The sequence below is a fragment of the Enterobacter cloacae complex sp. ECL352 genome (assembly GCF_020149545.1).
GTDB classification, from domain to species: Bacteria; Pseudomonadota; Gammaproteobacteria; order Enterobacterales; family Enterobacteriaceae; genus Enterobacter; species Enterobacter asburiae_B.
Map to the genome: position 1 here is coordinate 3,415,226 of NZ_CP083709.1, position 19,084 is coordinate 3,434,309.

A 19,084-nucleotide genomic window follows, 5' to 3' on the forward strand; every position below is an offset into this window, starting at 1 on the left:
TGAAAGTGTGTGTTTATTGCTCGTAAGTATAGGTAAAGTCAGAGATGAATCCATCACCCGCTTCGGCAATGGCTTTGGATAATCCCTGGTAGTACTTCTCCAGCCCCAGCGCTTCGATACGCTGGATCTGTTCGCGAATGGGGGCGCAGAACAGAACGGCATTTCCCGCTTCAACGCGCTTGTTATTGGGAGGAAGATCGCCCGCGATGGCTTTGAACCACGTTCTGATACCCTGCTTTAAATTATGCGGCGCTTTAGTCAGGTTATCCATGCCCGTCAGAACCTGCAGGGTGGGAAACTCATCGGCCAGCACGGCGGTTTTCATGCGCGCAAAGAACTGGCTGAACAATTCAAACGATCCCAGATCGGTGACGCGCGGTTTGGTCGTTTTACCGTTTTTATTGCCGATTTTCCCTGCGGCTGACGCTGCGGCCGGAACCGCATTCACCTTTTCCAGCTCCAGCCCGAATAACAAATTACAGTGCGCACGGCGCTCTTTCAGCGGATAGGACATCAGCACGTCAATGAATTGGGTGGCCTTTACATCCGCAAGATCGTGGTTGATAAGCCACTGGGTACGAGAAAATTCAGCCGGAGAGACGAACCAGTCGGGTACCTCATTGAAACGTTTGGATTTTCCCTTGCCGTCAAATTCCAGGAAGTGTGTCCCGTTGTCGAAGGCGAAATAGCAATTTTTGAAACTGCCGATCGTGGTGTTCACGATGAGCGCCTTCTTAACAAAATCCACCACCTCTGCACCGATGACAAAACGCGTGAGTTCCGACGATTTGATGACTTCCATTAATGTTTCGACATCAGGAACACCAGGCTTCAGGGAAGGAAACTCATAAAAGATATGTGCCATGCTGCTTACTTCCTGTAGTGATGGTGGAGACAAATGACAAACAAAAAGTTTAACACTTGCTTTAGCGTGAGGCTATTCGCTCTGTGCGCACGAAAGGATTATGCTACAGGCGGTTATTACACGAAGCGGTTAACGGAAGCGTAATGAACGATAAAAAAGAACTATTACATCTCAGGGATATCGGATTTCGTGTTGGAGAAAACATTATTCTTCAGCACGTCGGGTTTAGCCTGTCGCCGGGCGAGTTTAAATTAATCACGGGCCCTTCAGGCTGCGGTAAAAGCACGCTGCTGAAAATTGTGGCCTCACTCCTCAGCCCGACGGAGGGCACCATTCTGTTTGAAGGACAGGATATCTCAACCCTGTCCCCGGAAAACTATCGCCAGCAGGTCTCCTACTGCGTGCAAACCCCCGCGCTGTTTGGCGATACGGTTTATGACAACCTGATTTTCCCGTGGCAAATCCGCAATAAAACGCCGGAGCCGGAAAAGTTTATCAGCGATCTGGCCCACTTTGGCCTGGCGCAGGAGACGTTAACCAAATCCATCACCGCGCTGTCGGGCGGAGAAAAGCAGCGCGTCTCGCTGATCCGCAACCTGCAGTTTTTACCGAAGGTGCTTTTGCTGGACGAAATTACCAGCGCGCTCGATGACGTCAACAAGCGCAACGTTAACGAGATTATCCATCGCTACGCCCGGGAGCAGAACATTGCCGTGCTGTGGGTGACGCACGACGCTAATGAAATAACCCATGCTGATGACGTGATTACGCTTCAGCCGCACGGCGGGAAAATGCAGGAGGCTAACCGTGGGTGAGCATAACATTACCAATGAATCACTGGCGTTTTCGATGGTGCTGGTGCTGATTGCGATTGTAGTCAGCTACCGGGAAAAGCTGGGGCTGGAAAAAGATATTGTGTGGAGTATCTGCCGCGCGGTGGTTCAGCTCATCATCGTCGGCTATGTGCTGAAGTATATTTTCAACGTCAACCACGCGGTGCTGACGCTGCTGATGGTGCTCTTTATCTGTTTCAACGCGGCGTGGAATGCAAAAAAACGCAGTAAATACATAGATAAGGCCTTTATCTCGTCGTTTATCGCCATTACCACCGGGACGGCGCTCACGCTGGCGGTGCTGGTGCTCTCCGGCTCGATTGCCTTTACGCCGATGCAGGTTATCCCTATCTCCGGGATGATTGCGGGGAACGCCATGGTGGCCGTTGGGCTCTGTTATAACAATCTCGGCCAGCGCTTCAGCAGTGAACAGCAGCAGCTGCAGGAGAAATTAAGCCTGGGAGCGACGCCTAAAGTGGCCTCGGCGCGGCTGATCCGTGAGAGCATTCGCTCATCGCTGATCCCAACGGTCGATTCAGCCAAAACGGTGGGGCTGGTGAGCCTGCCGGGCATGATGTCGGGGCTGATTTTTGCCGGTATCGATCCGGTCAAAGCGATTAAGTATCAGATCATGGTGACGTTTATGCTGCTCTCCACGGCAAGCCTGTCAACCATCATTGCCTGCTACCTGACCTATCGGAAGTTCTACAACACGCGCCACCAGCTGGTGGTAACGCAATTAAAGAAAACGGGTTAAGCCTGTTTTGTAGGCCCGGTAAGCGTTAGCGCCACCGGGCATTTTTTTGTTAGTAGAGCAACGCGTACAGCTGACGACGATACTTCGACGCCAGCGCGTCTCCGGTGCCCAGCGCGGCCAGAATTTCCTGGAACATCTTGCGCGCCTGACCGTCTGCTGCTGCCAGGTCTTTTTGCAGGTGGCTGAACAGCAGCTCCAGCGCCTCTTCGTTACGCCCCACCTGGTGCAGCTGCAGCGCCAGCTGGCTTGCCAGCGCGGCATCGGCCGGGTTGTCGGCAACCTGCTGCTGCAGCTGCTGAATTTCCGGGGTGTCCGCGGCCTGTTTCAGCAGCTCAATCTGCGCGACCAGACCCTGATAGCGGGTGTCCTGATCCTGCAGCGGAACCGTCTTGAGTACGGCTTCCGCGTCTTCTGAACGGTGCAGGGCGATTTGCGTTTCCGCCAGCAGCAGGCCAATCTGGCTGTTCTGATTCGACAGCTGCCACGCCTCTTTGAGCAGCGGCAGCGCCTCGTCGTATTTACCTTCCTGCATCAGCGCTATGCCTTCCTGCGCTTTCAGCTCTTCTTCACGCGGCAGCACTTTATCCAGCAGGGCGCGGATAGTCTCTTCCGGCTGCGGCCCCTGGAAACCGTCAACGGGCTGGCCGTTCTGGAACAGATAGACGGTTGGGATGGCGCGCAGACCAAACTGAGACGCCACCATCGGCTCGGCGTCACAGTCCAGCTTAGCGAGAATGAACTGACCGTTGTACTGGGCGGCAAGGCTTTCCAGCACCGGCGTCAGCTGCAGGCAGTGTTGGCTGCGTTCAGACCAGAAGTAGAACAGGACCGGTTTGGTCATCGACTGTTCAAGGGTCTGTTGCAGGTTAGCTTCTGTAATATTGACGATATTCTGTACGGACATGCGGCTTTCTCTTTTGTCGGTTTGTTCTTTACATGGGGATGAGCGTCGTCGCTTCAACTCAACCGTGCAAAATTTTGTCCATCATCCGGCCCGGCAGCAGGCGTTTTAACCAGCCTACGGCATGGGTGACCAGCGTCACCGGATAGCGCATTTTAGGATGTTCGCTCTCAAAAGCATGGCGCACTTTGGCCACCACCGCCTCTGGCCCGAGGGTAAAACGTGCGGCAATGCCGGGGTTCTCGACCGGCTTATCCGCCTGGGTCTGGTTCACGTTTTCGGTAAAGCGGGTGCGGATCGGGCCGGGCTCAATCAGGCTGACCTTGATGCCGCTGTGGCGCAGCTCCATGCGCAGGGCGTCGGACCAGGCCTCCAGCGCATATTTGCTGGCGGCGTAGGCGCCGCGGCCCGGGGTGGAAATCAGCCCCATCACTGACGATGTCATCACGATGCGCCCTTCACCGTGCGGCAGCATCGCGGGGAGCAGGCGCATGGTGAGCTGATGCACGCCGAAGAAGTTGGTCGAAAACTGTTTCTCCAGCGTTTCGCGGGAGAGCGTATCCAGCGGACCATACACGCCGTAGCCGGCATTGTTAAAGAGCCCGTACAGACGATTGTCGGTCAGCGCGATCACTTCATCGGCGGCGCGTTCAACGCTCTCCGGCGAGTCCATATCCAGCAGCACGCCGGTAAAGCCCAGCCCGTTCATGCGTTCGACATCGTCGGGTTTGCGACACGCCGCCAGCACCCGAAACCCCTGGCGCTTCAGTTCGAGCGCGCTTTCCAGGCCGATTCCACTGGAACATCCTGTAATTAAGACCGATTTTTGCATAACTTTACCTGTCAGGATCTCCGCTTAATCAGGAGTCATGTTTAACTAAAGGAGCCAGCCGCGTTGCCATCCAGTCGGCAATAAACGGCTGAGCATCGCGATTGGGGTGGATCCCGTCATCTTGCATCCACTGGGGTTTGAGATAGACCTCTTCCATGAAAAATGGCAGCAGCGGAATATCAAACTCTTTGGCAAGCTTAGGGTAGATCGCGCTAAAGGCTTCATTATACCGACGACCGTAGTTGGCGGGCAGGCGAATTTGCATCAGCAGCGGCTGGGCGTTTGCCGCCTTAATGTCCTGCAAAATGGTGCGCAGCGTTTGCTCGGTTTGCTGAGGCTGGAAACCGCGCAATCCATCGTTACCGCCAAGCTCCACCAGCACCCAGCGCGGCTGATGCTGTTTGAGCAGCGCAGGCAGGCGCGACAGGCCCTGCTGCGAGGTATCGCCGCTGGTGCTGGCGTTGATTACCGACGTCTTGCTCTGCCATTTGTCGTTGAGCAGAGCGGGCCAGGCCGCGCTGGCCGCCATGCGATAGCCTGCGCTCAGGCTGTCGCCGAGAACCAGTAACGTGTCCGCTGCCGCCGCGCGGAAGGTCATCAGAATCAAAAACAGGAAGGGCAAATGCCAGCGGAAAACAGTGTTGAAGTTCATCATCTTAAGAAGTCCGTCGGTCAGGGGGAACACGAGCTTTCCATCCTTACTGGAGTTGAACTCGTTGTCAAACGCGCTGAAACCATCGCGCTGATTGGCGAATCCGGCTCCGGCAAGTCCACGCTGCTGGCGATTTTGGCCGGTCTGGACGACGGCAGCAGCGGCGAGGTCCACCTGGTCGGGCAACCGCTGCATCAGCTTGATGAAGAGGCGCGGGCCGCGCTGCGCGCGCGTCACGTTGGTTTTGTCTTCCAGTCCTTTATGCTGATCCCAACCCTGAACGCGCTGGAAAACGTCGAACTCCCGGCGCTGTTGCGCGGTGAAAACAGCCGTGAAAGCCGGGCGCACGCGAAGGCGCTGCTGGAGCAGCTCGGTCTGGGCAAGCGTCTCGACCACCTTCCCGCACAGCTTTCCGGCGGCGAGCAGCAGCGCGTGGCGCTGGCGCGGGCGTTTAACGGTCGTCCCGAAGTCCTGTTTGCCGATGAGCCCACCGGTAACCTTGACCGTAAAACCGGTGACCGGATTGCCGACCTGCTGTTTTCGCTCAACTGCGAGCACGGCACCACGCTGATCCTCGTGACCCACGATCCTCAGCTCGCCGCCCGCTGCGACCGCCGCCTGCGGCTGGTGAACGGTATTCTTCAGGAGGAGGCATGATTACCCGCTGGTTCTGGCGCGAGTGGCGCTCGCCCTCGCTGCTTATCGTCTGGCTGGCGCTAAGCCTGGCGGTGGCCTGCGTGCTGGCGCTCGGCAGCGTCAGCGACCGCATGGAAAAAGGGCTCAGCCAGCAGAGCCGGGAGTTTATGGCGGGTGACCGGGCGCTGCAAAGCTCCCGCCCGGTGCCGTCGGGCTGGATTGACGAAGCGCGTAAACAAGGGCTGAAGGTGGGGGAGCAGATAAGCTTCCAGACCATGACCTTTGCGGGCGACACGCCGCAGCTCGCCAGCGTTAAAGCCGTCGATGATATCTACCCGATGTACGGCGAACTGCAGACCAACCCGTCAGGGCTGAAGCCAAAGCCCGGTACGGTGCTGCTGGCATCACGTCTGATGGCGCTTCTGAACCTGAAACCCGGCGATAGCATCGACGTCGGCGACGCCACCCTCAACATTGCCGGGGAAGTGGTGCAGGAGCCCGATTCCGGCTTTAACCCCTTCCAGCTCGCGCCGCGCCTGCTGATGAACACCGCGGATGTCGCGGCAACCCATGCTGTACAGCCGGGCAGCCGCGTCACCTGGCGCTATAAGTTTGGCGGCACGCCTGCCCAGCTTGAGGCGTACGAAAAATGGCTTCTGCCGCAGCTCAAGCCAGAGCACCGCTGGTACGGGCTGGAGCAGGACGAAGGGGCGCTGGGTAAATCTCTTGAACGTTCTCAGCAGTTCCTGCTGCTTTCGGCACTGTTGACCCTGCTGCTGGCGGTGGCGGCGGTTGCCGTGGCGATGGGGCATTACTGCCGCAGCCGTTACGACCTGGTGGCGATCCTCAAAACCTTGGGGGCGTGCAGGGCGCAGCTGCGCAAGCTGATTGTCGGCCAGTGGCTGATGCTGCTGGTCCTCTCCGCGCTGACCGGCGGAATAATCGGGCTGCTGTTTGAAAAACTGCTGATGGTGATGCTGAAGCCGGTGCTCCCGGCCGCCTTGCCGCCGGCCAGCCTCTGGCCGTGGCTGTGGGCAATCGGCGCGATGACGGTGATTTCGCTGCTGGTGGGGCTACGCCCGTACCGCCTGCTGCTCGCGACGCAGCCGCTGCGCGTGCTTCGCAACGATGTGGTGGCGAACGTCTGGCCGCTGAAGTTCTACCTTCCGGTGATTATTGCCGTGGCGGTGGGGCTGCTGGCGTGGCTGATGGGGGGCAGCACGCTGCTGTGGGCGGTTCTGGCCGGCGCGGTTGTGCTGGCGCTGCTGTGCGGCGTGCTGGGCTGGATACTGCTCAACGTCCTGAAGCGGCTCACGGTGAAATCCCTGCCCGTGCGCCTGGCGGTCAACCGCCTGCTGCATCAGCCGTGGTCAACGCTCAGCCAGCTGTCGGCGTTTTCGCTGTCGTTTATGCTGCTGGCGCTGCTGTTAGTGCTGCGCGGCGATCTGCTCGATCGCTGGCAGCAGCAGCTTCCCCCGGAAAGCCCGAACTATTTCCTGATCAACATTGCCCCTGAGCAGGTCACGCCGCTGAAGGGCTTCCTGGCGGAGCATCACATTATCCCTGAGTCGTTCTATCCCATCGTGCGCGCGCGTCTGACGCAGATCAACGGCCAGCCAGCGGACGGAAACAAGGACGAGTCGCTGAATCGCGAGCTGAACCTGACCTGGCAGGAGAAACGCCCTGACCACAACCCAATAACCGCCGGCACTTGGCCGCCAAAAGCGGGGGAAGTGTCGATGGAGGAGGGGCTGGCGACGCGCCTGAACGTGAAGCTGGGGGACAGCGTCACCTTTACCGGCGATACCCAGGATTTTACCGCGAAAGTCACCAGCCTGCGTAAAGTGGACTGGGAAAGCCTGCGGCCAAACTTCTTCTTTATCTTCCCGCCGGGCGCGCTGGACGGGCAGCCGCAGAGCTGGCTGACCAGCTTCCGCTGGGAAAACGGCAACGGCATGCTGACCCAGCTCAACCGGGAGTTTCCGACGGTCAGCCTGCTGGATATTGGCGCGATCCTGAAGCAGGTGGGGCAGGTTCTGGAGCAGGTGAGCCGCGCGCTGGAGGTGATGGTGGTGCTGGTGACGATCTGCGGCGTGCTGTTGCTGCTGGCCCAGGTGCAGGTGGGCATGCGCCAGCGCCATCAGGAGCTGGTGGTCTACCGCACGCTGGGGGCTGGAAAGCGGCTGCTGCGGATGACGCTCTGGAGCGAGTTTGCGCTGCTGGGGCTGGTGGCGGGTCTGGTAGCGGCCATTGGCGCGGAAACGGCGCTGGCGGTGCTGCAGACAAAGGTCTTCGACTTCCCGTGGGAGCCTGACTGGCGCCTCTGGTTGATCCTGCCTCTCAGCGGCGCGGTGCTGCTTTCTCTTTGCGGAGGCTGGCTCGGCACGCGGCTGTTAATGGGGAAAGCCCTGTTCCGTCAGTTTGCGAGTTGATTTAGAGCCGTGATAGTTGCGCGCCGGGTTTTAATGCCGGTGCGCAGCGTTTAAATAGCACAAAGTGATAATACCCACTCATTTAGTAGCACAAAACATTAAAAACCCGACCACACGGCCCGATTATTTCCAGTTAATATTCACCCGCTAAATATTTAGCAGCGTGTCTATTAAGGAAAAATAATGACTATAAAAAAATCAGCGCTGGCGGCAACGATCGGCGCGGCAGTGGCATTGACTACCTTCGCTTCTCAGGCGGAAATCACCGTTCTTAAGCAGGAGCCTCAGGCGGGTAACCCGCTGAGCCGCCTGAACTTTACCGTTGGCGGCAGTATTCGTCCTCAGTTCCAGAACATGACCGGCGACGACGGTAAAAACAGCTACAAGCGTAACGGCTTTGACGGCGGCACCCGTTTCCGTTTCGCGGCTGATTACTACCTGTTTGATGACATCAGCTGGATCAGCTACTACGAGCTGGGTGTCAATATTCCTGCGCAGTTTAACTGGGATCACCACTACGCCGACGGCGCACACGACACCACGCGTCGTATGCTCTACACCGGTCTGAAGAGCGATACCTGGGGTACGCTGACCTTCGGTCAACAGAACAGCGTTTACTATGATGTGGTGGGCGCGAAAACCGATATCTGGGACTACGACATGATCGGTCAGGCGCCAGGTAACGGGATCAACGGCGATTACGACGGTTCTTACCGTTCACGCCAGATGCTGAAATATAAGAAAACCGTGGGCGATGCCGACATCTACGCATCTTACCTGTTTGAAGACAGCGAATACCTGCCGGGCAACGGCCTGCGCTACAAGCGTAAAGGCGGCGGCTCGCTGGGTCTGGATTACCACCTGACTACCGACCTGACCTGGGGCGCGGCGTGGAACTACACCCGCGCGGACATGCGTAACCCGGACAACGGCGACAGCAAAACCTACGACCAGAACATTCTCGGTACCGCGCTGAGCTGGACCCCGGACAACTGGACCTTCTCCGCAGGCGGCGGCTGGTACCAGAACTTCATGACCACCAAAAAAGTGTCGGTTAACGACTACTTTGCGGGTGATGCATGGGGTATTGAATACTTTGCGGGCTACAAGTTCCCGGTCGGCCAGTACGCGGTTAAATCCATCCAGCCTTACTTCATGGGCGACCGTATTGAGTACGTGAACGGCCGTAACTACCAGCGCATCGACAACGGCGTGGGTATCAGCTTCCAGCTGGATTACGGTTTCCGCGTGGATTACGAACACGCGTTCACCTCCAGCACCGACAACCTGGGCGACATGAACCTGGTGCGTCTGCGTTACGACTTCTAAGTCGTCTTGTTGGGTGCGGCCTGATGCCCTCACCCTGACCCTCTCCCACGGGGAGAGGGAATGAACATTAAAAACGGCAACCCAGGTTGCCGTTTTGCTTTTACCTCGCCACCCGGCTTTGTTTTAGCGATTAAGCCACTCAGCGACCTCTTCGTACGTCCCGCGATACACAATCTTCTCCGCTTTTTTCTCCAGCTGATAGCCGTACATCGGGTCGTAATAGTCCTTCAGCAGCGGCGCAAGCCAGCTAAAGTGCGCCTCTGTGCTGCCAGAGCGTTGCTGTTCCAGCAGCGCGGAATCTAACAGCGCGGTGAATTCTGCATACCGCTGCAGCCCCAGACGGCGGCGAATGGCGAACAGGCCGTGGTGCAGATACTCGCTGTATTCTTTCCAGCCCGCTTCCTCGCCGTATGCGGCAGAAAAGTCCGCCCACATGTGGTCGAAATACTCTTCGCGCAGGCGCTCAAGGCGGACGTCAAACGGGTCTTCGACGACAACGATAGGGGCTTCAGCCATGCGGTCGCGCAGGCACTCCGGCAGGTGGTTGGAGCCAATCATCCGGCCCTCGTCTTCCAGCACCCAGCGCGCGGCGTCTTTTTTCAGGAGCTCAACCGCAAGGTGGTTTTCAAAGCTGGCCTGGGAAAGCTGCGGCGTGAGCGTGCGGCCAAACGACGAACCGCGATGGTGCGCCAGCCCTTCCAGATCGATACCCTGCGCGTGCTGCTTCACCAGCAGGGTTTTGCCGTTTCCGGTGCAGCCGCCAATAAGCACCATCGGCTTTTGCGACTGCTCGATAGTCACCTGAATCGCCGTCTGACGCAGGGCTTTGTAGCCGCCGCGGATCAGCGGGTAGTCAACGCCCGCCTCTTTCAGCCAGGCCTGAGAGATATGCGAGCGCTGGCCGCCGCGCGCGCAGCAGAGATAGCCCTCAGGATGGGCAAGGCTGGCTTCCCGCCAGGCGTTGATGCGTGCCTCACGCGTCTCGCCGCTTACCAGCTGATGGCCGAGCGCCAGCGCGGCCTCGGGGCCCTGGCGTTTATAGCAGGTACCGACGGCGGCGCGCTCGTTGTCGTTCATTAAGGGCAGGTTGATCGCCGCAGGCATCGCGCCCTGGGCAAATTCGATCGGCGCGCGAACGTCGATTAAAGGGGTATCAGACGCGAGGATCGCGCGATAGTCCGTTCCATCGTTCATGGTTATTCCAGAAGAAAACTCAGCAGCAATGGGCGGGGATTGTACGCCGGGGAAGGGGAAGATCAACTCCCCGGCGCAGATGTCTTACTTGAGCTTAGACTGTGCCCAGACAATACCGCTCGCATATTCCGGCGGCAGGAGCGGGATCATTGCTTCCAGGGTGGCGCTCAGGCGGCCCGTGTCGCTGTCGTTCAGGTTCAGGTGACCGACCTTACGACCCGCGCGAACCTCTTTGTCATACCAGTGCAGATGCACGAGCGGCAGCTTCAGCCAGTCGTAGTTCAGATCGGTGCCGATCAGGTTGATCATCACCGACGGGCTGTTCACCACGGGCTGCGGCAGCGGCAGGTCGGTGATTGCACGCAGGTGCAGCTCGAACTGGCTGATGGACGCGCCGTTTTGCGTCCAGTGGCCGCTGTTGTGCACGCGCGGTGCAAGTTCGTTGATCAGCAGACCGGACGGGGTGATAAAGCACTCCATCGCCATGACGCCGACATAACCGAGTTCGTGCATGATGGCAGAGAGCATATCTTCCGCCTGCGCCTGCTGGTCAGCATTGGCGTGCGGGAAGGCGACGCTGGTGCGCAGAATGCCGTCCTGATGCAGGTTATGCGTCAGCGGATAAAAGACGGTATGCCCGTCGTGCCCGCGCGCGCCAACCAGCGACACTTCACCGCTGAAGTTGATGCCCTGCTCAACGATGCACTCGCCGTAGCAGTCGTCCGGCAGTTCTGCCGTTTCATCTGCACGCAGGCGCCACTGGCCGCGGCCGTCGTAACCGCCCACGCGGCGCTTCACGATTGCCAGCTCGCCCAGCATCGCGAAAACGTCATTCCACTCGCTTTTATCGGACAGGAGCTGCCACGGCGCGGTCGGCAGACCGAGCTTGTCGAACAGCTGCTTTTGCGTCAGACGGTCGGCGATGATCGGGAACACGTCGCGGTTAACGAAGGCGTTATGACGCGCCAGCTCGCGGGTCAGAGCCGTTTCCGGCCAGCGTTCGATCTCGGCGGTGATCACGCTCTGGTGGAACGGTACGGCTTCCGGTTCGGCGTCCAGCCCGACGGGCCAGACGGCAATACCCAGCGGCTCACCGGCCTGACGCAGCATGCGGCCTAGCTGGCCGTTACCGAGGACGCAAACCTGCTTCATGCCGCACCCCGCGGGTCCGGATTGTCCAGCACCTCGTCGGTCTGGGCTTTACGCCACTCCGCCAGACGCTGGTGTAATGCTTTATCGTGCGTCGCAAGAATTTGCGCCGCCAGCAGGGCTGCGTTCGCCGCACCCGCTTTACCAATCGCCAGCGTGCCGACAGGAATACCGCGCGGCATCTGGACGATGGAGTAGAGGCTATCTACACCGCTTAACGCGGCGCTTTGGACCGGAACGCCCAGTACCGGCACCAGGGTTTTGGCGGCAATCATGCCTGGCAGATGTGCTGCGCCGCCCGCACCGGCAACGATCACCTCATAACCGTTCTCTTCGGCGCTTTCGGCGAAGCTGAACAGTTTGTCCGGTGTACGGTGCGCGGAGACCACTTCAACGTGGTGTGGAACATTCAGGATTTCAAAGATTTCGGCGGCGAACTGCATGGTAGCCCAGTCGCTTTTGGACCCCATCACGATGGCGACACGCGCCGGATTATTGCGGGAAGACATGCGTCTTAAAACTCCTGTGGTGCGAAACACACTGCTTTCGAGGGCACAGAGAATAGCATGTTATACGGGCAAGGAAAACGGTTGCGCGGTTAAAAGGCGAGCAGTTATGGCGAGAAAGCGATAACATAAAAGACCGCACGATGGCGGTCTTTTATGTGATGTTACTGAAGATCCCCTGCGGACAGGTTCTCGTTGTCGAACGCGCGGCTGACATCGATATGATTCACCATGCTGGTGTCGGCATTCGAGCCCGATTTTGGCACGGAGAAGCGATTCTCCGCGGCCTGTGCGCCAGTGGACACCACGACTGCCAGCAGCAGGGTACTTACGATGCTGATGTTTTTCATTCTCTGTTCCTTCCTCATCGTATTGTCGCTGTCGCACGTCTTCGCTGGCGGCACGGCAATCAGGGTTTTTATTTAGTCAGTTCTGCGGTCATGTACACGCGGTTGTTGACCTTCGCGCTCGTGATTTTATAAGAGGCATTCTGCTCGGCGGCCTGCGCGGCAATTTTCGCTTCTGCGCGGTCAAGGGTAGAGGCGGTTGCGCTCACGCTTTGAGCGAAAGAACCGAAAGAAACCAGGGAAAGAGCGGCAACTGCAACGAAAGTTTTGATAGATTTCATGGTCGTATTCCTTAAGTATTTTATCTGGGATAGGGCGTGTTGCCCTGATGTGATAAATAATAGGCCGACCACGGGCTGATTAAAATCGAAACAATTTGCCGATATTGTTCAAAAAAATAGAATGATGGTGCGAGGGGTTAAAACGGAAAGGCGATCAGCTCCACGCCCTCTGGCGTGACTTTGACCATGGAGCCTTCGGTGTGCCAGGCACCCAACACCACGCGATGGGCCGGTTCGCCGTTGGCGATAAGGGAATGGACGTCAGGACGGTGCGTATGACCGTGGATCAACCACTGAACGCCATGCTTTTCCATCACGCTCGCCACGGCCTGCGGGTTCACGTCCATGATGGTCATGCATTTGCTGCTGTTGGCGGCTTTACTGCCCGCGCGCATTCTGGCAGCTATGCGGTTACGGATAAACAGCGGCAGCGCAAGGAACACCTTTTGGATCCATGGGGTGTGGACTTTGGCGCGAAACGCCAGGTAGCCGGTATCGTCGGTGCAGAGCGTGTCGCCGTGCATGATCAGAACCCTGCGGCCATAGAGGTCGAGCACCTGCTCTTCCGGCAGCAGCGTCATGCCGCTTTCGCGGGCGTAGTGCTTGCCGATCAGGAAATCACGGTTGCCGTGAATGAAGTAGCAGGGAACGCCGGAATCCACGAGCGCGTGAATGGCGGCGGCCATTTCACGGTGCAGCGGGTTAGGGTCGTCGTCGCCAATCCAGGCTTCAAAGAGGTCGCCCAGGATGTACAGCGCATCGGCGCTTTTCGCTTCACCGCGTAAAAAACGCAGAAAACCGGCGGTTATCGCCGGTTCTTCTGTTTGCAGATGCAGATCCGCAATAAAGAGTGTCGCCACGAATTACTCGCTGACGGTCACGCTTGTAATCACAACGTCTTCTTTAGGAACGTCCTGGTGCATACCGCTGCGGCCAGTAGCGACGGCTTTGATCTTGTCAACCACGTCCATACCTTCAACCACTTCTGCGAATACGCAGTAGCCCCAACCCTGCAGGCTTTCGCCGGAGAAGTTCAGGAAGTCGTTGTCCGCCACGTTGATGAAGAACTGCGCGGTGGCAGAGTGTGGCGCCTGAGTACGGGCCATTGCCAGCGTACCGCGGGTATTTTTCAGACCGTTGTTCGCTTCGTTTTTGATCGCTTCTTTGGTCTCTTTCTGGTTCATGCCAGGTTCGAAACCGCCGCCCTGGATCATAAAACCGTTGATCACGCGGTGGAAAATGGTGTTGTTGTAGAAACCTTCGCGGCAGTAGTCCAGGAAGTTTTTAACTGTTTCAGGCGCTTTGTCATCAAAGGTTTTGATTACGATATCGCCATGATTAGTGTGGAAAGTAACCATTTTTGCATCCTGTTCCGTTATTGTGGTACGTCGACCCGCGTTCGGGTCATCTATAGGGGCTTGTTATAGCATAACCACAGGATGCGATCACCTTGCATTGTGTGCTGCTTCGGGTTTGAATTACGGGTAGAATAGCCGGTTTTCAACCACACACGTGTTTACATGGAATCTTCGATGTTAAAAATCTTTAATACAATGACGCGCCAGAAAGAGGAATTTAAACCTATCCATGCCGGGGAAGTCGGCATGTACGTGTGTGGTATTACGGTTTACGATCTCTGTCACATTGGCCATGGCCGTACCTTTGTCGCTTTTGACGTGGTGTCACGCTACCTGCGTTTTCTGGGCTACACCCTGAAATACGTGCGTAATATCACCGACATCGACGACAAAATCATCAAGCGCGCTAATGAAAACGGCGAAAGCTTCGTTGCGCTGGTCGATCGCATGATCGTCGAAATGCACAAAGATTTCGACGCCCTGAATATTCAGCGCCCGGACAGCGAGCCGCGCGCGACCCACCATATTCACGAAATCATTGAGATCACCGAAAAGCTGATCGCACGCGGTCATGCCTACGTTGCGGACAACGGTGACGTGATGTTCTCGGTGCCGACGGACCCAACCTACGGTTCGCTTTCCCGTCAGGATCTGGACCAGCTCCAGGCCGGCGCGCGCGTTGACGTGGTTGACGTGAAGCGTAACCCGATGGACTTCGTGCTGTGGAAAATGTCCAAAGAGGGCGAGCCAAGCTGGCCATCACCGTGGGGCGAAGGCCGTCCGGGCTGGCACATTGAATGTTCCGCGATGAACTGCAAGCAGCTGGGCAAGCACTTCGATATCCACGGCGGCGGTTCAGACCTGATGTTCCCGCACCACGAAAACGAAATCGCGCAGTCTACCTGCGCCCACGGCGGCGAGTACGTGAACTACTGGATGCACTCCGGCATGGTAATGGTTGACCGCGAGAAGATGTCTAAATCGCTGGGTAACTTCTTCACCGTGCGCGACGTGCTGAAGTATTACGACGCGGAAACCGTGCGCTACTTCCTGATGTCCGGCCACTATCGCAGCCAGCTGAACTACAGCGAAGAGAACCTGAAACAGGCGCGCTCGGCGCTGGAGCGCCTGTATACCGCGCTGCGCGGAACCGACAGGTCTGTTCCTGCTGCAGGCGGCGAAGCGTTCGAAGCCCGCTTTGTTGAGGTGATGAACGACGACTTCAACACCCCGGAAGCGTACTCCGTGCTGTTCGACATGGCGCGCGAAGTGAACCGCCTGAAGTCAGAAGATATGGCCGCGGCGAATGCGCTGGCGTCCCATCTGCGTAAGCTCTCCTCCGTGCTCGGCCTGCTGGAGCAGGATCCGGACGCGTTCCTGCAGAGCGGTGCGCAGGCGGACGACGGTGAAGTGGCGGAAATTGAAGCGTTGATCAAAGCGCGTCTGGAAGCGCGTCAGGCAAAAGACTGGGCGGCGGCAGATGCGGCGCGTAATCGTCTGACCGAGATGGGCATCATTCTGGAAGATGGCCCGCAGGGCACCACCTGGCGCCGTAAGTAATTTTCCCCTCACCCTAACCCTCTCCCAAAGGGAGAGGGAATTATTAGGTTTTCTCCCTCTCCCCGTGGGAGAGGGCCGGGGTGAGGGCATCAGCGCCCACGTTTTCTCCACCACAGCAACCCCATCAGCACGACTCCCGGCAGCCACACCCACAGCAGCTCCGACACGATCACCTGATGCCCGTACGGCGTGGTGTAGCGCGACAGCGCAAACGGCGCGACCTTAATCACCTGCCACGGCGCAAAGAAGCGTTCATCTGACCACGGCCACAGCCAGCCGACGCCTTTCCCGCCCGTGGTAATCGAATCCAGCAGGCTGTGCGAAAGCAATGACGCGGTCAAAAACAGCCAGCACCGCATCAGGCTGGCCCGGAACCACCGTCGTCCAGTCAGCACGCAGAGTATCGGCACCACAAAGGCGAACAGCAGGGAGTGGGTAAAGCCGCGATGGCCGAAAACATTGCCGTACGCGACGCCGAACTTGAACGCCAGCACGTCGGCATCCGGCAGCATGGCGAGGACAATCCCGGCAAACAGCAGGCGGGGAGGAATCACTTTGGTTCCCAGGCCTAAGCCCAGACAAAGCGGAACAGCAGCGTGTGTAATAACGGTAGGCATTGCGATTATCCATGGCAAATCATGGAAATATAGCAGTAATCCCGCGCCGGCAGACCCGCGTCAAATTCTTATTTTTACGCCGACTCGCGCGCGATAAGCTGTCCGGAAAGCGTAATGCGCTGGGTTTGCAGCGTCGGCTCCTTCAGCGTACGAATAATCAGCCCGGCAGCCTGACGCCCGGTCTCTTCGCTGGCGGACGACACGTAGGTAAAGGACGGCGAGGTGAGGTTAACGTGGAGCATATCTTCGAAACCGACCAGCGCGACCTGCTGCGTCAAAAACACATCTTTACCCACCGTTCGTCCAACCTGATGAATACCGGAGATGGAGCCGATCATGGCATCCGGCGAGTGGCAGAGCAGGGCGGTGATGGTGTTGTTTTTTTCCAGCAGCTGGCGGGTGGCGAAACCCGCTGCCAGGGTGTCATCGCTGCAGGCCGGAGAGTATTCATCGCGCCAGACCAGCCCGTTCTGCGTCATCGCGCTGCGAAAACCGAGCAGGCGCTGCTCGCGGATAAGGCAGCCTTCACGTCCGCCAATGTAGGCGATATTGCGATGGCCGCGCTCGATAAGATAACGCACCGCCAGATTTGCCGCCTGACGGTTATCGCGCATCACCAGATTGCATTTTTCATCCAGCAGCGACTGAGAAACCACCACCAGCGGCAGCGGGCAGCGGCGAATCTGCTCCGGCAGGGTGGAGGTGCGGGTATCCGAGGCCAGATAGATAACCCCGGCGACGCCCTGCTGCTTAAACGACAGCAGGCAGCGCTCAAGATGGTCATGGTCGTTCTGGGGCTGGCCGAGAAAAACCATATACCCCTGTTTTTCAAGATCCTGGACGATGCTCGCCATCACCTTGATGGAGAAACTGTCGCTAAAGTCGCGGAGGATCAGGCCAATCAGATTGGACGTATTGGCGCGGAGATTGGCAGCGGCAACGTTATGAACATAGCCCAGCGTATTGATGGCAGCGTTGACCTTCTCGATCGTTGCCTCTGAGATTTTCCCTTTCTGGCGCAAAACCAGCGAGACGGTTGAGACCGATACGCCCGCGTGCTTTGCGACATCAATAATGCTGACTTTCTTCAAAACCGCTCCCTGAAATTCACCGATTATCAGTCAGATACGACAATGCGTCTCCCAGACTACAGGAGACGCGTCGTTCAGGCATCTTATTATTTGCCGATCATGGTGGACATGGTCTGGGCGATAAACTGTGCTCTGGCACCGAAAATCACCTGAATACCGTTATCGCCGACGAAGACCACGCCGCGCGCGCCGAGTCCGTTCAGGCCGTCCTTATCGACCACCTCGCTTTTTGCCACTTCCAGGCGAAGGCGGGTGATACAGGCGCCGACGGAGTCGATGTTGTGCGCCCCGCCCAGCAGGGTGATGATCTCGGTCGCGAGTTCTGAATCAGACTTATCATCCGCGTTGGCGGTCACTTCAGTGCGGCCCGGCGTTTTCACGTCGAAACGACGGATCACAAAGCGGAACGTGAAGTAATAAATCAGGCCCATTGGAATGCCGATGATAATCGCATTCAGGAAGTTGGTCTTGTAGCCGTTAAAGGACGGCAGGATCCCGAATGACAGATAGTCGATAAAGCCCGCTGAGAACGACTTGGCGATATGCGCATGCAGTAGATACATGGTCATGTAGGCCAGGCCCGCCATGATGGCGTTAAAGACGTACAGGATCGGCGCCACGAAGATAAAGGTAAACTCTACCGGTTCAGTGATCCCCGTCAGGAAGCAGGTCAGCGCCGCAGAGAACAGAATACCGGCCGCGATTTTCTTATTCTTCGTATGGGCTTCGTGATACATCGCCAGGCACGCGGCGGGCAGCGCGAACAGCATCAGCGGGAATTCGCCCTGCATGAATTTACCGGCATTCTGGTAGGTATCGCTGCTGAAGGACTTCACACCTTCTTCCAGCATCTTGAACCAGATGGTCTGGTCGCCGTGGATCACCTGTCCTGCCTGAGTGGTGTAATCCCCGAACGAGTACCAGAAGGACGGATACCAGATGTGGTGCAGGCCGAGCGGGATCAGCGCGCGCTCTACCAGACCGAAGATAAAGGTCGATGCCGCCTGATTATCGCCGTTCACCACCACGGAGAGCGCGTCGATACCGGCCTGGATATGCTGCCATACGTACGGCAGCAGCAGCCCCATCAGGAACGACAGAAACGCCGTTGCAATGGCCACGAAGCGCTTGCCGGAGAAGAAGCCCAGGAACTCCGGCAGCTGCATGGTGTGGAAGCGGTTATAGCACCAGGCCGCGAGAATACCGCAGATCAGGCCGCCGAAGACGCCCATCTGCAGCGTCGGGATGCCGACCACCATGGCGTATTTCCCACCCTGGGAGGCCATTTCCGGCGTGATGCTCAGCACGGTGCTGATGGTGATATTCGTGACAAACACCGACACCGCCGCAGACAGCGCCGCGATGCCAGATTCTGACGCCAGACCCACGGCGGAGCCAATGGCAAACAGCATCGGCAGGTTATCAAAAATAACCCCGCCCGCGTTCATCATCAGCGGCAGATGGAACTTATCGCCGAAGGCCAGCAGCAGGCCCGCAGCGGGAAGCAGTGAAATTGGCAGCATTAAGGCGCGACCAATCATCGATAACTTAGACAGCGATTTAACAAACCCTGATATCAGACTCATGCTGATTTCCCCCGAGTAGCGCTTTCTTGGCGCTGTTATTGTAAGTAGAACGTTTTAGTAGAACGTTCTACTTATCGTGGGCAAAGAGTGAAAAACGCGCAACTGAATTCTCACGTTTCAACAGATGAAATAGTGATTATTTGAAGTTGATCGATAAA

Annotated in this window: 20 protein-coding genes; 6 read left to right on the forward strand and 14 right to left on the reverse strand. The window is 57.7% G+C overall.

Going from position 1 to position 19,084, the window contains the following annotated elements:
• Positions 1–13: 13 nt before the first annotated feature.
• Positions 14–865: a hypothetical protein gene (locus LBF07_RS16565; RefSeq protein WP_048975507.1), complete on the reverse strand. Its 852-nt coding sequence runs from the start codon at positions 863–865 to the stop codon at positions 14–16.
• A 143-nt stretch (positions 866–1,008) separates the two neighbouring features.
• On the opposite strand from LBF07_RS16565, the gene fetA reads away from it, so the two are divergent.
• Both fetA and fetB read left to right on the forward strand, forming a co-directional pair.
• Positions 1,009–1,680, forward strand: a complete 672-nt coding sequence (fetA, locus tag LBF07_RS16570) for an iron ABC transporter ATP-binding protein FetA (protein WP_094934739.1) — start codon at positions 1,009–1,011, stop codon at positions 1,678–1,680.
• A 34-nt stretch (positions 1,681–1,714) separates the two neighbouring features.
• Positions 1,715–2,455 carry an iron export ABC transporter permease subunit FetB gene (gene fetB / locus LBF07_RS16575; protein WP_198922155.1) on the forward strand — a complete coding sequence of 247 codons (741 nt, stop codon included), beginning with the start codon at positions 1,715–1,717 and terminating at the stop codon, positions 2,453–2,455.
• A gap of 49 nt (positions 2,456–2,504) precedes the next feature.
• Here fetB and LBF07_RS16580 read toward each other — a convergent pair whose 3' ends face one another.
• From LBF07_RS16580 to tesA, 3 genes are read right to left on the reverse strand one after another with little or no spacing between them, the layout of a single operon-like run.
• Positions 2,505–3,359: a co-chaperone YbbN gene (locus LBF07_RS16580; RefSeq protein ID WP_094934738.1), complete on the reverse strand. Its 855-nt coding sequence runs from the start codon at positions 3,357–3,359 to the stop codon at positions 2,505–2,507.
• A 58-nt stretch (positions 3,360–3,417) separates the two neighbouring features.
• Positions 3,418–4,188 carry an SDR family oxidoreductase gene (locus LBF07_RS16585; protein WP_014882827.1) on the reverse strand — a complete coding sequence of 257 codons (771 nt, stop codon included), beginning with the start codon at positions 4,186–4,188 and terminating at the stop codon, positions 3,418–3,420.
• A 28-nt stretch (positions 4,189–4,216) separates the two neighbouring features.
• Entirely contained in the window at positions 4,217–4,840 is a 624-nt protein-coding gene (tesA, locus tag LBF07_RS16590; protein ID WP_094934780.1) for a multifunctional acyl-CoA thioesterase I/protease I/lysophospholipase L1, read from the reverse strand.
• Between tesA and ybbA the strand changes: the two genes are divergently transcribed.
• The 3 genes from ybbA (at position 4,811) to LBF07_RS16605 (ending at position 9,237) form a co-directional block, all read left to right on the forward strand.
• Positions 4,811–5,497: a putative ABC transporter ATP-binding protein YbbA gene (ybbA, locus tag LBF07_RS16595; protein ID WP_094934779.1), complete on the forward strand. Its 687-nt coding sequence runs from the start codon at positions 4,811–4,813 to the stop codon at positions 5,495–5,497. The genes tesA and ybbA overlap by 30 nt on opposite strands.
• Positions 5,494–7,908, forward strand: a complete 2,415-nt coding sequence (gene ybbP / locus LBF07_RS16600; RefSeq protein ID WP_094934737.1) for a putative ABC transporter permease subunit YbbP — start codon at positions 5,494–5,496, stop codon at positions 7,906–7,908. The genes ybbA and ybbP overlap by 4 nt, the downstream gene beginning before the upstream one ends.
• 183 nt (positions 7,909–8,091) lie before the next feature.
• Positions 8,092–9,237 (forward strand): porin, encoded by a 1,146-nt coding sequence (locus LBF07_RS16605; RefSeq protein ID WP_094934736.1) that lies wholly within the window; start codon positions 8,092–8,094, stop codon positions 9,235–9,237.
• 123 nt (positions 9,238–9,360) lie between these two features.
• Here the strand turns inward: LBF07_RS16605 and mnmH are convergent, their stop codons facing one another.
• The 7 genes from mnmH to ppiB all read right to left on the reverse strand — a co-directional run bounded on the left by mnmH (position 9,361) and on the right by ppiB (position 14,072).
• Positions 9,361–10,431, reverse strand: a complete 1,071-nt coding sequence (gene mnmH, locus LBF07_RS16610) for a tRNA 2-selenouridine(34) synthase MnmH (RefSeq protein ID WP_094934735.1) — start codon at positions 10,429–10,431, stop codon at positions 9,361–9,363.
• 84 nt (positions 10,432–10,515) lie between these two features.
• A complete protein-coding gene (gene purK, locus LBF07_RS16615; protein WP_032661448.1) occupies positions 10,516–11,583 on the reverse strand; it encodes a 5-(carboxyamino)imidazole ribonucleotide synthase in 1,068 nt (355 codons plus the stop codon).
• The gene (gene purE, locus LBF07_RS16620) at positions 11,580–12,089 is read right to left on the reverse strand and encodes a 5-(carboxyamino)imidazole ribonucleotide mutase (protein WP_023310631.1); all 510 of its coding nucleotides are present in this window, start codon (positions 12,087–12,089) and stop codon (positions 11,580–11,582) included. Before purE ends, purK begins: the two co-directional genes overlap by 4 nt.
• A gap of 161 nt (positions 12,090–12,250) precedes the next feature.
• The gene (locus LBF07_RS16625; RefSeq protein WP_029741050.1) at positions 12,251–12,436 is read right to left on the reverse strand and encodes a hypothetical protein; all 186 of its coding nucleotides are present in this window, start codon (positions 12,434–12,436) and stop codon (positions 12,251–12,253) included.
• A 68-nt stretch (positions 12,437–12,504) separates the two neighbouring features.
• Positions 12,505–12,714 (reverse strand): YdgH/BhsA/McbA-like domain containing protein, encoded by a 210-nt coding sequence (locus tag LBF07_RS16630; RefSeq protein ID WP_023310633.1) that lies wholly within the window; start codon positions 12,712–12,714, stop codon positions 12,505–12,507.
• A 137-nt stretch (positions 12,715–12,851) separates the two neighbouring features.
• Positions 12,852–13,574, reverse strand: coding sequence for a UDP-2,3-diacylglucosamine diphosphatase (gene lpxH, locus LBF07_RS16635; RefSeq protein ID WP_094934734.1), 723 nt, complete (start codon positions 13,572–13,574; stop codon positions 12,852–12,854).
• Between the two features lie 3 nt (positions 13,575–13,577).
• Entirely contained in the window at positions 13,578–14,072 is a 495-nt protein-coding gene (ppiB, locus tag LBF07_RS16640; protein WP_023310635.1) for a peptidylprolyl isomerase B, read from the reverse strand.
• 174 nt (positions 14,073–14,246) lie between these two features.
• Here ppiB and cysS point away from each other — a divergent pair, with 174 nt between their 5' ends.
• Positions 14,247–15,632, forward strand: coding sequence for a cysteine--tRNA ligase (cysS, locus tag LBF07_RS16645; protein ID WP_029741052.1), 1,386 nt, complete (start codon positions 14,247–14,249; stop codon positions 15,630–15,632).
• Between the two features lie 89 nt (positions 15,633–15,721).
• Here the strand turns inward: cysS and LBF07_RS16650 are convergent, their stop codons facing one another.
• From LBF07_RS16650 to LBF07_RS16660, 3 genes are all read right to left on the reverse strand, one after another.
• A complete protein-coding gene (locus tag LBF07_RS16650) occupies positions 15,722–16,249 on the reverse strand; it encodes a metal-dependent hydrolase (protein ID WP_094934733.1) in 528 nt (175 codons plus the stop codon).
• A 74-nt stretch (positions 16,250–16,323) separates the two neighbouring features.
• Positions 16,324–17,340, reverse strand: a complete 1,017-nt coding sequence (malI, locus tag LBF07_RS16655; protein ID WP_023310638.1) for a Mal regulon transcriptional regulator MalI — start codon at positions 17,338–17,340, stop codon at positions 16,324–16,326.
• A gap of 86 nt (positions 17,341–17,426) precedes the next feature.
• Complete coding sequence (locus LBF07_RS16660; RefSeq protein ID WP_029741054.1) at positions 17,427–18,926, reverse strand: PTS transporter subunit EIIC; 1,500 nt, start codon at positions 18,924–18,926, stop codon at positions 17,427–17,429.
• Between the last annotated feature and the right edge of the window lie 158 nt (positions 18,927–19,084).

Coding starts and splice junctions, on each gene's coding strand:
- LBF07_RS16585 (WP_014882827.1), bottom strand. CDS start 4,188: ATGCAAAAATCGGTCTTAATTACAGGATGTTCCAGTGGAATCGGCCTG.
- LBF07_RS16660 (WP_029741054.1), bottom strand. CDS start 18,926: ATGAGTCTGATATCAGGGTTTGTTAAATCGCTGTCTAAGTTATCGATG.
- fetA (WP_094934739.1), top strand. CDS start 1,009: ATGAACGATAAAAAAGAACTATTACATCTCAGGGATATCGGATTTCGT.
- LBF07_RS16630 (WP_023310633.1), bottom strand. CDS start 12,714: ATGAAATCTATCAAAACTTTCGTTGCAGTTGCCGCTCTTTCCCTGGTT.
- fetB (WP_198922155.1), top strand. CDS start 1,715: ATGGTGCTGGTGCTGATTGCGATTGTAGTCAGCTACCGGGAAAAGCTG.
- ybbP (WP_094934737.1), top strand. CDS start 5,494: ATGATTACCCGCTGGTTCTGGCGCGAGTGGCGCTCGCCCTCGCTGCTT.
- mnmH (WP_094934735.1), bottom strand. CDS start 10,431: ATGAACGATGGAACGGACTATCGCGCGATCCTCGCGTCTGATACCCCT.
- ppiB (WP_023310635.1), bottom strand. CDS start 14,072: ATGGTTACTTTCCACACTAATCATGGCGATATCGTAATCAAAACCTTT.
- ybbA (WP_094934779.1), top strand. CDS start 4,811: ATGCCAGCGGAAAACAGTGTTGAAGTTCATCATCTTAAGAAGTCCGTC.
- LBF07_RS16625 (WP_029741050.1), bottom strand. CDS start 12,436: ATGAAAAACATCAGCATCGTAAGTACCCTGCTGCTGGCAGTCGTGGTG.
- tesA (WP_094934780.1), bottom strand. CDS start 4,840: ATGAACTTCAACACTGTTTTCCGCTGGCATTTGCCCTTCCTGTTTTTG.
- LBF07_RS16565 (WP_048975507.1), bottom strand. CDS start 865: ATGGCACATATCTTTTATGAGTTTCCTTCCCTGAAGCCTGGTGTTCCT.
- LBF07_RS16650 (WP_094934733.1), bottom strand. CDS start 16,249: ATGCCTACCGTTATTACACACGCTGCTGTTCCGCTTTGTCTGGGCTTA.
- purE (WP_023310631.1), bottom strand. CDS start 12,089: ATGTCTTCCCGCAATAATCCGGCGCGTGTCGCCATCGTGATGGGGTCC.
- LBF07_RS16605 (WP_094934736.1), top strand. CDS start 8,092: ATGACTATAAAAAAATCAGCGCTGGCGGCAACGATCGGCGCGGCAGTG.
- cysS (WP_029741052.1), top strand. CDS start 14,247: ATGTTAAAAATCTTTAATACAATGACGCGCCAGAAAGAGGAATTTAAA.
- LBF07_RS16580 (WP_094934738.1), bottom strand. CDS start 3,359: ATGTCCGTACAGAATATCGTCAATATTACAGAAGCTAACCTGCAACAG.
- purK (WP_032661448.1), bottom strand. CDS start 11,583: ATGAAGCAGGTTTGCGTCCTCGGTAACGGCCAGCTAGGCCGCATGCTG.